The sequence below is a fragment of the Clostridium acidisoli DSM 12555 genome, from assembly GCF_900176305.1.
Classification (GTDB): domain Bacteria; phylum Bacillota; class Clostridia; order Clostridiales; family Clostridiaceae; genus Clostridium_I; species Clostridium_I acidisoli.
The window spans coordinates 745301-757775 of record NZ_FWXH01000002.1; the positions used below are offsets into that span (position 1 = coordinate 745301).

Sequence of the window (12475 nt, forward strand, 5' to 3'; positions counted from 1 at the left end):
TTTTAAGACATTCTCTCTTTTTATTAATTTTCAGGTTTAGCATTCACATCAATATCAAGTGGATAGTTTAGTTTTTGAAGCTCATCTTTAAAGTATCCTTCATATATTCCTTTTGCTACTTTAGATGCTTCGCTACCATATCCACCATCAAAAATAACTACAGATACTGCTATTTGAGGGTTATCTGCTGGTGCAAATCCAACATACCATGCATAATCTGATCTTCCAACTTGATCTTGGATAGTAGTGTTAAATTCAGCTGTACCTGTTTTACCACCAGTATTGATTGGGAATCCTTTGAATGTTGATGCTGCAGTACCATCTGTACCACCACCACCAGTACCTGTAACACCTTCCATTCCAGCCATAACTAATTGTCTTGTCTCAGCACTCATATCTGCCTTATCAATAACTGTAGGCTGATTTTGAAGCACTACCTTACCTGTGGAGTCTGTTACTTTATCAACTAGATGTACCTTATACCTTGTTCCACCATTAGCTATAGTCGCTACATAGTTAGCTAGTTGAAGTGGAGTAAAGTTATCCATACCTTGACCAATTGATGCAAAATACATATTATAAGGTAAACTAAGTGAACCATGGCCTGTTTGAAGCGCTTGATATCTAACATCATCTGCTACAGCTCCTAACTGTGCATCTGTTATATTTTTATCCTTATACTGTCCATCAGTATCTACTAGTTTTTTAAATAATGCTTTATAGTTGTCCTTTGAAAAAGTTCCGTTTTTAACCGTATCCTTAATGTCATTTTTAATTTCCGTTTTAATGTCTGCAACTGCCTTACTGTCAGTATCCCTATCATATAAATCAATAACAGGAAGTTTAACATTTGTACCTGACATACCATTTTGTAAATCTACTTCTATATTTAAAAGATACTGAGTTGCAGATAGGTTTTTTTGAGAATAGGAATTATATACCTGGCCAAAGTTTTCTGGTATCTCAATACCTGTACTTGCTGCATTAGGATCTGTAGACTTTGGATCTGCTCCTAGTCCAAACTGCCATGCATATTTTGCTAATGCATCATCTCCACCCTTACTTCTGAGGCGTCCGCCTGCATTCATAAAAAATGGGTTACTTGATTTTATTATGGCACCTACAACATTAACAACCCCAAGTGCTCCATCTGAATAAAAGTGATCCAAATTTCCTCCACCTATATCAAAGTAGCCTTGATCAGTGTAGGTATAATCAGGTGTTATTACTCCACTTTGAAGAGCTGCTATTGCTGTTAGCGGCTTAAAGGTCGATCCTGATGGAATAAGTGACATTGTTGCATAGTTGTATAAATACTTTGGGAAAAAGTCATATAAGTCTTTTCTTCTAGTTGTATTACCTTTGATGCTAGTGTCAATTGGAAATCTTGCGTCAATCTGACTTTGCTGAGTAATACCAGCCGCCTTAGCCATACTTTCATAATCCGGATTAAAATACTTCTGATTCTGTTCTTCTGTAAGACCTGAAGGATTTGAAAAATCATTAGGATTAAAACTAGGCAAACTTGCTAAGGCTAAAACACCTCCAGTATGAACATCTATAACAACTGCTGCTCCTCTAGTAGCATTAGTTGTTATCTGATCAGTACCAACCTTTCCTACACTTCTTAAATATTTAAGTTCATTATTTAAAGCCAGCTCAGTAGTATATTGAACATTTGAATCTATTGTAAGTTGAACGTTATTTCCTGGTGCTGCTTCTCTAGTTGCAAGTTTGTTTGTAACTCTACCTTGTTTATCAACTTGAACAACCTCTCCACCATTATCGCCTTTAAGCTTACTTTCAAGAGCTGCCTCAATTCCTGAAACACCTACATAATCACTACTTGTATCATATCCTTTTTCTGAATATTTCTCCTCATCATCAGGATTTATTTTACTTATATATCCAAGAACTGATGATGCCAGTTGACCATAAGGATATTGCCTCATTGGCTGATTATCTACATTTATTCCAGGAAGTTCAGAAAGCCTCTGCTGAAATATAAGTGATGTGTTTTTACTAACATTGCTTGCTATATCAACTGGTTTATAACCTGAAAAACTATTCATTTTGATTCCATCTTTAACAAGTAAATATCTTCTTATGTTTTCAGGTGTAGTTTGAACATTTATACTCTTTAGTCCTTCAATTATTCCATATTTTTTAACAAGAGTGTTATAAACATATTCTGGAGATAGTTTCAATAATTCGTCATTAAGTTTAGAAGTTTCGCTTTTTGTTAAATCCGTTTCTTTTTTTCCTTTAAAATCTTTTTTCAAAATACTATCTTGAAAACCTCTATCTTTTAAAAATCTAAGTTGAAGCGTTTGTATCTCCGTAGCATCACTTGTGCTAAATTCGAATCTATATGGATTTACCTTTAATTCAAAACTGTCATCTTGATTTTCTTTGTTTTCGTCTAATATACTAAATACTTTTTGTAAAGTTGAAAATAATGTCTTTCCACTTTCATCTGTATCTGTGTAAGTAATATTATAACTTTGAACATCTGTTGCAAGATTTACACCATTTTTGTCAGATATAAAACCTCTTGGAGCTGACACTGTTATCAATTTATGAGATTTGGTATTTGCAGTATCACTATAATACTGTCCACTAGTAACCTGTAAATAATATAACCTACCACCTAAAGCTGAAAATAATATTAACATTATAATAAGCAGCACAGTATATCTATTAAACATTTTTTTTAACTTACTCTTTTTCTCCATTTTATCACCACTTTAAAATTTCCATTTTTTAATCATATAAGGTTTTCGACATAATTTATAAACTGGTTTATATACAAATATAGCTACAACAAAACTGTAAATTGCAACAATAATACTTGCATATATATTCATATTTATGTGCACGGCATGTAAAATTATGAGCATAAAAATTTCTTTAAGAAAAGTTAATAATAAAATACTTAAAACGGGCATTAGTCTTTTCTCTTTAAATAAATTTCTCCCAATTTCTCCTGCCAAAACACATATGAGCATATTTAAAAGAGTATTCACACCAAACCCGTTTATAAAAAACAAATCTTGAAGAGCACCAGAAATCAATCCAACTTTAACTGCTGACCATCTATCATTAATTATTGAATAACAAAGAACAAATATGAAGAGTAAACTAGGGATATATCCATATATTGAAAACAAAGGCACCATTGTATTGTCTAATACTTCAAGAACAAAAATTAAAATTGTTAAAATTACAATCTTTCTCATATAAATCACCCTAGTATTTTATTTCATTTACATCATTATTTTTTGGTACAACTACTGAAACCTGTTCTAGTTTATTGAAATCAACATGAGGTTTTATAACTGCAGTTGTACTAACTGTTGCAGCATCTTTTCCTACACTTATTACTTTCCCAATAGGAATATTTGCTGGATATACCGTGCCGTATGTTATTATTTCATCATCTTTTTTAATGTCGGCATTTTGTGGAAGTTCCTTAATAATAGCTAATTTATTGTTATTATCATCTTCATAACCACTTACTATTCCACTGTTATCCCTTGATCTTTTATTCATTGCACCAACGCTTATATTTACATTGCTTAATGTACCAACAATGCTGTAAGTGCTTTTTACATCTATAACTTTACCAACTAATCCGTCCTCAGTTATTACAGCCAAGCCTATTTTTATACCATCTTTTGTTCCCATGTCTATAATAATGCTATCATTATTCTGGGGCACTCTTCCTATAACATTGCAATTTTTATAATTATACTGGGTATTTTGGTCTTGATAATTTAATTTTTTCGATAATATATCATATTTATTTTTTAAGGCATCGTAATCTGATACCTTTCTTTTCATACTGGAATTTTGAGATTTTAAATCTTCATTTTCTTGTTTTATTTCAGAAAAATGAGTTACAAAACTAAACCAATCTGCCACCTTATTAGAAGCCCTATAAATTACACCCTGTACTGAAGTTATAGCACCACCAACACCACTCTCTAAAAAAGAAGCATTTTCTCTTCTTACACTCACTCCTATTAACACCAAAAAGCTAACTGACAGAACAATAATTGCTACTGCCAGTTTATTTTTTAAAAGCTTCATTTTTATCCTCTATTACTCTTGCTTAATTTATCAAAGTGTTCAAGGGCTTTACCTGCTCCAAGAGCTACGCAATCAAGTGGTGCTTCTGCTATATGTACAGGCATATGTGTTTCATTATAAATCAAACTATCGAGGCCTTTTAAAAGTGCTCCCCCTCCAGTAAGCATAATGCCTTTATCCATAATATCTGAAGCCAATTCTGGTGGTGTTTTTTCAAGAGTAAGTTTTATAGCGTCTATTATTGAAGCTACTGGTTCTTTTAATGCTTCTCTAACTTCTGCTTCACCTATCTCAATGTTTTTTGGTAGTCCTGATATAAGATCTCTTCCTTTTATATCCATAGTCTCTTCTGGCTCTTCTGTTCTGTATGCTGAACCAAGTTGAACTTTAACATTTTCAGCAGTTCTTTCACCTATCATCAAATTATATTCTTTTTTAATATAACTTATAATTGCCTGATCAAGTTCATCACCTGCAACTCTTAATGACTTACTTGTAACAATACCACCTAAAGAAATAACTGCAACTTCTGTTGTACCACCACCGATATCAACAACCATACTTCCTTTTGGCTCTTCTACTGGAAGTCCTGCTCCAATTGCTGCTGCCATTGGTTCTTCCATAAGTTGAACATCTCTTGCTCCGGCTCTTTTTGTTGCCTCGTCTATTGCTCTTCTTTCCACCTCAGTTACACCTGAAGGGAAACAAACTATTATTCTAGGGCTTGCAAAAGAATTTTTTCCAGTAACCTTAGAAATAAATCTTTTTAACATGCTTTCAGTTATATCAAAATCTGCAATAACTCCATCTCTTAGTGGTCTTATTGCTACTATGTTACCTGGTGTTCTACCTATCATTTGTTTTGCTTCATCGCCTACAGCAAGTACAGCCTTTGTGTTTGTATTAACCGCTACTACTGAAGGTTCTCTTAAAACAATACCTTTACCCTTTACATATACTAATGTATTTGCTGTCCCTAAATCTATGCCCATGTCTCTAGATATACCAAAAAACGCCATTAAAATTTCTCCTTTCAAAATCAACAAATTCCTTTTTCTTTTAAACTTATGTAGATGCCATCACCTATAATTACATGATCTAATACTTCAATCCCAATTATTTTTCCACATTCTCTAAGTCTTCTAGTAATATTAATATCTTCCTTGCTTGGTGCTGGATCTCCTGACGGATGGTTGTGACATATTATAATCGAAGCACTATGCCATAAAATAGCTTCACTAAATACCTCTCTTGGATGAACAATGGATGAATTCAAACTTCCCATAGAAATATTACGCATTTGAATAACTACATTTTTAGTGTTAAGCAAAATTAGTTTTAAAATTTCCTTGTTTAAATCTCTCATTTCATTCATTACTAAGTCAGCCACATCTTTGGGTGTAGAAATTTTATACGTATCCCCTGAGCGATAAGTTTTAAATCGTTTTGAAAGTTCACTTAAAGCCATAATTTGCATTGCTTTAGCTATTCCTATTCCATTTATTTCAATAAGTTCATTGTAGCTTAGATTTAACAGACCATTGAGTCCATGTCCACACTTTAATAAATTATTACATAAATCTAGTACATTATTTTTTGCTGTTCCTGTTCTTAAAATAATGGCTAATAGTTCACAATTTGACAAAGTGTTTGCACCATATCTTTTCATTCTTTCTCTTGGTCTTTCATTTTCTGGGAAATCAAAAATCTTAAGTGAATTGTTCAAAAATACACCTTCTCTATAGATTTATTCCCATCTCCCCAAACATATTATTTAACTTATTTAAAGGTAAACCAACAACACTATAAAAACATCCTTCTATTGATTCAACAAATACTGCTGCATATCCTTGTATTCCATAAGCACCTGCTTTATCTTTATATTCTCCTAAATCAAGGTACTTGTCTATTGCTTTATCAGTTAAATGTGAAAACTTAACCTTAGTGCATACATAATCAGAATTTTTTACTCCAGAGTTTACGTCAAAAATTGTAACGCCAGTATATACATTATGTATTTTTCCACTTAGCATCTTAAGCATCCTAAAAGCTTCTTCTCTATCTTTTGGTTTTCCTAATATTTTATTATCAATTGAAACAACAGTATCAAAAGCAATTATAATATTTCTATCATCCTTAGATATTTCCTCACTCTTAGACGTTACACATGCTTTTTGCTTTGAAAGTTCCATAACATACTCATGTACTTTCCCTGTAAATTTGACTTTGTCTTCATCAAAATTACTTACAATTACAACAAAATCTTCAGTTATTCTCTTTAGAAGTTCAATTCTTCTTTCAGAAGCTGATGCTAAAATAAGGTTCATTGTTTCACTCCTAGTGTTTTCTATATAATAGTATTGCCAAAATCACACCAATTATAGTCATTATATTGATATTTAAGCTCACTCCAAGCGTTAAACTCATCACTTTTAAATCCAAAATAAGAGGTTTAGTTGTACCTATAGTATATGCACTCTTTAGTAAAATTAAACTCGGAAAATGAGTGCCAATTACATCACCTAATATAGTTCCGCCTATTCCCCCTAATATAATAAGAAATATGAAATATTTTGAGTTTTTCGCTATCATATTACCATATCCCCCATATCCTTTATACATCTAATATAGTTTATCATTTAATACCTCACTAAACAAGTATTTCACAAGTTATTAATAATTTTTTTTTATTTTATTATTATTTAGGCATACAAAAGAAAATACACTAATATATTTACCTGTTATTTTTTTGATGTTACAGCATTTATTTTCTTTAATTCATCATAAACAAATTGAATATTATCGCCTATATTATCCTTAGTAAAAGTCTCTGGAAGTTTACCTACATAATCTTTTAGTTTCATTAATTCAGCTGAATTTTTATCACTTTTATCGCCTTTTTCCAATTTACTGCTCCACTTTTTAAAATCTGTAGTCTGGATTCCTTTAACATTACTATCTCCTAATTTATTTATTATCTGAATGTCTCCATCAATAATCTTTTCTATCTCATCATTTGTATCACCTTCATCATATATCTTATAATCTATTTCATGTACATCAACCTTATTATCATTTAGCGATTTAGTAGCCTTTTTATAATAATCATCTTTTTTATAAAATCCAAAAATAACTCTTATCTTATTTCCATCATTAATTTCAACTGGGTTTCCAAACTTGGACAATGTACTCATTAGCACATCAGCATTTTCTTTTTTACTAAAAATACCACATTGCAAAAAGACGTATTCATTAGCTTTTGCTACATCGCTAGACGAACTAGCTTTACTCACGGAATTTGTATCCTCTAAATATTGATTGCTCTTCAATAAGAGCTTGGACATAGCAGTACCAATAAATATTGCCGCAACTATTATAATAACTAAAATAATTCCAAAGAACTTATTACTTCCTTGTTTTTGTTTTAAGTCATATCTTGTATATCTCATTTTCTCATCCCCCATTAACCTTCTTAATATTTATCATACTAATAGGCAATGGAAATTATACTAAAAAAAAATCGACATATCTTAAATTTAAAGTTTTATATTTTTCTCTTCATTATTATAGTATTAGTCCCTGTATTAAAATCACTGCTTGTTCTTATAGTGTAGAATCCATTATTTTCAAGCAGTTTTAATGTTTTTTTATCAACATCAGATATTCCCACAAGAAAATTGTTTATACCGTAATTATTTGAAAAATATTTTAATATTTGTTCTAACAAATAATTTTCATCACAACTTCTAAGATAAACAGAATCTAGGGCAAAATATGAAATCCAAATTCTACTCTCATCTTTAAATTCAATTCTTCCTCTAAAAATCCCTATCAGATTGTTGTCTTTTATAATTTTAAGAAAAATTTCGGTTTCACTTATGTAATACTCCAAAAATATTTCATTAAATTCATTAGTGCCTACATAGTCATCTATACCATAACAAATCATTGCATTTTTATTGTTAAACCACTGTTGTACATACTTAGCATCTTGTTTTTCAACACTTGATATACTGATTCCATTATAATTTATGTATACCTGAACCATCTCTTCTGCCCCTTTCTACTATAGTACTTTAATTCTACGTAAAATTATAATTTCCTTTGAGCGAATGAAATTTAATCAAATACTTTCGAAAAACACCAATGCTTAAATTGTAAACAAAATGTTTTTTTGATATAATTACCTAAGACATATTCAAAAAATAATTGTATGTTTAAAAATATATATTTATAATATTTTGAGAAGATTTATGAGGAGGCTTTTATCATGGAAAAAATAGCAAGTTTTACAATTGACCATTTAAAATTAAACCCTGGGGTATATGTTTCTAGAAAAGATAAAGTTGGTGAAAACACTATTACAACATTTGATCTTAGGTTCACAAAACCTAATTTTGAACCAGTTTTAAATACAGCTGAGGTGCACACAATAGAACATTTAGCTGCAACTTATCTCAGAAATAGCAAAGAATTTTCATCAAAAACTATTTATTTTGGACCAATGGGTTGCAGAACTGGGTTCTATTTACTACTTAGTGGAGATTACGAGTCAAAAGACATTGTAGAATTACTTACTGATTTATTTAAATTTATTTCAGAATACGAAGGTGAGGTTCCAGGAGCTGCTGCTAAAGACTGTGGAAATTACCTTGATATGAATTTGCCTATGGCTAGATATGTATCTAAAAAATACCTTAATGAAGTTCTTTTAAAAATTAGTGAAGAAACTTTGAATTACCCACAATAGAGATGAAAAAGGTCATAATATAAATAAATTGCAAGGTATAAGTGAAGGGTTTTCAACTATGCTTCGCGGTGAAAAGGCGAAGGGTCGCTAAAACCCTTCGTTTTTACTTTTAGTAACATTTTAATAATTTAGTTATTTCTAAATATTTATCTTTCTTCTCGATGCTATATTTATAGCGTTATAAAGCACTGCTCCTACTATTGTATTTATAATACATGCTGGTATTACGATTGATAAAAACAAAACTCTAAAGCTTGTTGGAAGGCCTACTATAAAAAATGCAGAACTTAAAAACACTGTTCCACTTACAATTGTACCTACTGCAGTTGTTATCAATACTTTAATCTGATTATTTAATATATTCCTTATAGGCATTAAAAACAAAAACATAACATTCGCAGTTATAAATTTATCAATTATATTCGGTAATTGTCCCCCTGGAAAAGTTGTTGTTACTGCTGATAATATTCCTGCAATTATTCCTGAAGATATACAAGTTTTATAATCATCATTAAATATCATTATTATAAATAATAGCGCTAGAGAAAAATCAGGTTTCATTCCCAAAACAATTGGAGGCGTCAATTGATGCAATATTGCTCCTATAGCTAATAATAAAGAATTTGTAACTAATTTTTTTATATTCATAATTTGAATTCTCCTTTTTCTTTAATTTTTATTTTATTTCACTTTATTTAGCAAACACCGGTTTTCACTAAATATTATTAAAAAAATGTATAAAAAAACTCCGTCCTAAAATATACATTAGGACGGAGATACTTCCGCGGTACCACCTAAATTGTGTTAAAAAAACACCTCTTTTTCGAATACTAACATATCCTATTCGTTATAACGTACGAAAAACGTTAACCACTACTCTTCTTTAAAAGTTTTAAAGAATTTCGGTTTAATCCTCAAAGGTCCATTCATCAAAGGTTTTTGTACTGAGATTCCACCGCCCTCAGCTCTCTTTAACTAAACAAAATGACTACTCTTCCTTGTCAACAGATTTATTATTATCTTGTATATATCATAACATTTATAAATGTTTTGTCAATATGTTTTTATAAATATTAATTAAGGGAGTTTATTCCCTGCTGATCTGTATATTTCATACCATTCCTGTCTTGTAAGTGTAACATCTGAAGCTTTACAAATGTCTCTTAATCTATTTGAATTTGTTGTACCAACAATTGGTTGAATTTTTGCAGGATGTCTTAAAATCCATGCGATGGCAATTGCAGTATTAGATACACCTTTAATCTCAGCTATTTTGTCAATTTTTTTATTAAGTTCTGGAAATTTATCATTATCTAAAAATACTCCTTCAAAAAATCCAAATTGGAACGGAGACCATGCTTGGATAGTAATGTCATTTAAGCGACAATATTCTAGTATACTCCCATCTCTGTCAATACCATTATCAACTTTCATATTAACGTTTATTCCTGAATCAATCATTCCAGTGTTAGTAATACTAAGTTGCAATTGATTTATCGCAATTTTTTGATTTACATACTTTTTTAGCAATTCAATTTGCATAGGATTTTGATTGCTTACTCCAAAACTTTTCACCTTACCACTACTGTAAAGTACATCAAAAGCTTCGGCAACCTCTTCAGGCTCCATAAGAGTATCTGGTCTATGTAAAAGTAACACATCTACGTAATCAGTTTGTAATCGTTTTAAACTTCCATCTACAGATTCTAATATATGCTCCTTTGAAAAATCAAAATATCCTTCTCTTATGCCACATTTAGTTTGAAGTATAAGTTTTTCACGAATAGAAGCATTCATATCAATAGCTTTTGCAAATATTTCTTCAGATTTTCCACCACCATATATATCTGCATGATCAAAGAAGTTTATTCCTTCTTCTAATGCTGTATTTATTAGAAATGATGCCTCCTTATTTGAAAGATTAGCCATTCTCATACAACCTAGAGAAATTTCTGAAGCACTAATTTCACCATTACCAATATTAATTTTTTTCACTAAAAACACCTCTTTCATCATATTGTGATTATATAGATAAACTCTCCTCTATGTAACCACAATATAAATTTTACACCTTATAGTTCACTATAAGTAAAGACATACATAATATTATTAAATAATTAATATTTCACTTCCCAAGGATTCTCTTTACCCTCCATAAATAAAATGCAGCTTAAAATTGAATGTTCCACCATATCACTTACTGCTTGATCTGTATAAAATGCAGTATGTGGTGTTAAAATCACGTTAGGATAAGATTTTAAGAGTGCTAGGTCTCTATTATTAAGCACCTCACATTTAAGGTCATTATAATATATGTTTGACTCATTCTCAATTACATCTAATGCTACTCCACCAATCTTTTTTTCTTCAATGGCTGTAATTAAATCTTCAGTGTTTATAAGCGATCCTCTAGCTGTATTTATAATATATACCCCTTGTTTCATTTTTTCTATGGAGTTTTTATCGATTAAATGGTAATTGTCTTTTGTAGCAGGAACGTGCATTGTTATAATGTCACTATCTCTTAAGAGTTCATCTAATTTAACATAATTAGCATATTTTTTTGTCAGCTCATTTTCAAATAAATCATAAGCCAATATTTTGCACTCAAAGCCGCTTAGATGCCTAATAACTGTTTGCCCAATTTTTCCTGTACCAATAACACCTACAGTTAAATTTGGTAACTCCTTACCTTGAACACCTTTTAAAGAATAATCTTGAACATTACTACGTTCCAAAATTGGTTTTATCTTACGTACTGCCATAAGCATCATCATAATTGTATAATCAGCAACACTATTTGTTGAATAAGTTACATTACCAACATGAATACCAAGTTCTTGAGCCTTTTTTACATCTATGTGATCATATCCAATAGTTCTTGTTGATATAAACTTTACTCCAAGTGTATGAAATTTTTCTATTAGTTCAGCGTTAATTTCAGTAGTTATAATACTAATACAATCAAAACCTTTTGCTAAATCGGCAGTTTCAATAGTTGGTGCATCCTTAGTTAATATAATCTCTACTTCCTTATATTTATCTATAAATTTTTTAAAATATTCAGCTTCGTCACTCCTGTAGCTGTATGCTAATATTTTCATTCTACAATACCTCTTATCCATTTTTTTGCATCTTCTTTGCTTTTTGCAGTTTCATTTTTAGCTGGATTTTTAAACCCTATTTGTCCGATTATTTCGTTACCCTCTAGCTTACTTCTAAATGTGTCAAATATTTTTCCTTCGCTTCCAGCATAACAAGCGAACAAAGCAATTTTTTTATTCTTAATTACTGTGTCTGAAAAAAAAGTATTAAATACTGGGGCATATGTGCCTGCCCAAACGGGACTTCCAATAATAATAAGGTCATAACTACTAAAATCTTTCTTATACGGTTGTAGTTCAGGTTTTTCATTAAAAACGACTTGTTTTCCACCCCATACAAATTTTAAAAAACCACTTTTGGGAACTTCTTTAGTTGGAGTAAGCTTCAAAATTTCGCAATCAGTTTCTTCTGAAATTGCATCTGCAATTACTTTATCATTGCCTTCTAATGAATAATATACTAGTAAGGTTTTCATTTAATCAACTCCATTCCATTTTTAGCTTATTTAAGTAATTATATATTATCTAT

General features: G+C 30.6%; 14 protein-coding genes and 1 other annotated feature. Of the genes, 1 reads left to right on the forward strand and 13 read right to left on the reverse strand.

Annotation, left to right across the window (positions count from 1 at the left end; translation table 11 throughout):
• Positions 1-23: 23 nt before the first annotated feature.
• The 9 genes from B8978_RS03665 to B8978_RS03705 form a co-directional block, all read right to left on the reverse strand.
• Entirely contained in the window at positions 24-2735 is a 2712-nt protein-coding gene (locus B8978_RS03665; RefSeq protein WP_084113917.1) for a peptidoglycan D,D-transpeptidase FtsI family protein, read from the reverse strand.
• A 12-nt stretch (positions 2736-2747) separates the two neighbouring features.
• Positions 2748-3239, reverse strand: coding sequence for a rod shape-determining protein MreD (gene mreD, locus B8978_RS03670; RefSeq protein WP_084113918.1), 492 nt, complete (start codon positions 3237-3239; stop codon positions 2748-2750).
• A 10-nt stretch (positions 3240-3249) separates the two neighbouring features.
• Positions 3250-4092, reverse strand: coding sequence for a rod shape-determining protein MreC (mreC, locus tag B8978_RS03675; protein WP_084113919.1), 843 nt, complete (start codon positions 4090-4092; stop codon positions 3250-3252).
• A gap of 2 nt (positions 4093-4094) precedes the next feature.
• Positions 4095-5111 carry a rod shape-determining protein gene (locus tag B8978_RS03680; RefSeq protein ID WP_084113920.1) on the reverse strand — a complete coding sequence of 339 codons (1017 nt, stop codon included), beginning with the start codon at positions 5109-5111 and terminating at the stop codon, positions 4095-4097.
• Positions 5112-5131: 20 nt separating this feature from the next.
• Complete coding sequence (radC, locus tag B8978_RS03685; RefSeq protein ID WP_084113921.1) at positions 5132-5818, reverse strand: RadC family protein; 687 nt, start codon at positions 5816-5818, stop codon at positions 5132-5134.
• A 13-nt stretch (positions 5819-5831) separates the two neighbouring features.
• On the reverse strand, positions 5832-6419 hold the full coding sequence (locus tag B8978_RS03690) for a Maf-like protein (protein ID WP_084113922.1): 588 nt from the start codon (positions 6417-6419) through the stop codon (positions 5832-5834).
• Positions 6420-6429: 10 nt separating this feature from the next.
• Positions 6430-6684: a DUF4321 domain-containing protein gene (locus B8978_RS03695; RefSeq protein ID WP_084113923.1), complete on the reverse strand. Its 255-nt coding sequence runs from the start codon at positions 6682-6684 to the stop codon at positions 6430-6432.
• Positions 6685-6833: 149 nt separating this feature from the next.
• Positions 6834-7541 (reverse strand): SPOR domain-containing protein, encoded by a 708-nt coding sequence (locus B8978_RS03700; RefSeq protein ID WP_176212596.1) that lies wholly within the window; start codon positions 7539-7541, stop codon positions 6834-6836.
• A gap of 95 nt (positions 7542-7636) precedes the next feature.
• The gene (locus B8978_RS03705; RefSeq protein ID WP_084113925.1) at positions 7637-8140 is read right to left on the reverse strand and encodes a GNAT family N-acetyltransferase; all 504 of its coding nucleotides are present in this window, start codon (positions 8138-8140) and stop codon (positions 7637-7639) included.
• Between the two features lie 222 nt (positions 8141-8362).
• On the opposite strand from B8978_RS03705, the gene B8978_RS03710 reads away from it, so the two are divergent.
• Positions 8363-8842: an S-ribosylhomocysteine lyase gene (locus tag B8978_RS03710; protein ID WP_084113926.1), complete on the forward strand. Its 480-nt coding sequence runs from the start codon at positions 8363-8365 to the stop codon at positions 8840-8842.
• A 138-nt stretch (positions 8843-8980) separates the two neighbouring features.
• Here the strand turns inward: B8978_RS03710 and B8978_RS03715 are convergent, their stop codons facing one another.
• The 4 genes from B8978_RS03715 to B8978_RS03730 all read right to left on the reverse strand — a co-directional run bounded on the left by B8978_RS03715 (position 8981) and on the right by B8978_RS03730 (position 12422).
• The gene (locus B8978_RS03715; RefSeq protein ID WP_084113927.1) at positions 8981-9490 is read right to left on the reverse strand and encodes a tryptophan transporter; all 510 of its coding nucleotides are present in this window, start codon (positions 9488-9490) and stop codon (positions 8981-8983) included.
• Positions 9491-9605: 115 nt separating this feature from the next.
• Positions 9606-9856 (reverse strand) — a binding site (T-box leader).
• A gap of 63 nt (positions 9857-9919) precedes the next feature.
• The gene (locus tag B8978_RS03720) at positions 9920-10837 is read right to left on the reverse strand and encodes an aldo/keto reductase (protein ID WP_084113928.1); all 918 of its coding nucleotides are present in this window, start codon (positions 10835-10837) and stop codon (positions 9920-9922) included.
• A gap of 122 nt (positions 10838-10959) precedes the next feature.
• A complete protein-coding gene (locus B8978_RS03725) occupies positions 10960-11946 on the reverse strand; it encodes a D-isomer specific 2-hydroxyacid dehydrogenase family protein (RefSeq protein WP_084113929.1) in 987 nt (328 codons plus the stop codon).
• Positions 11943-12422 (reverse strand): flavodoxin family protein, encoded by a 480-nt coding sequence (locus tag B8978_RS03730; RefSeq protein ID WP_084113930.1) that lies wholly within the window; start codon positions 12420-12422, stop codon positions 11943-11945. The genes B8978_RS03725 and B8978_RS03730 overlap by 4 nt, the downstream gene beginning before the upstream one ends.
• Between the last annotated feature and the right edge of the window lie 53 nt (positions 12423-12475).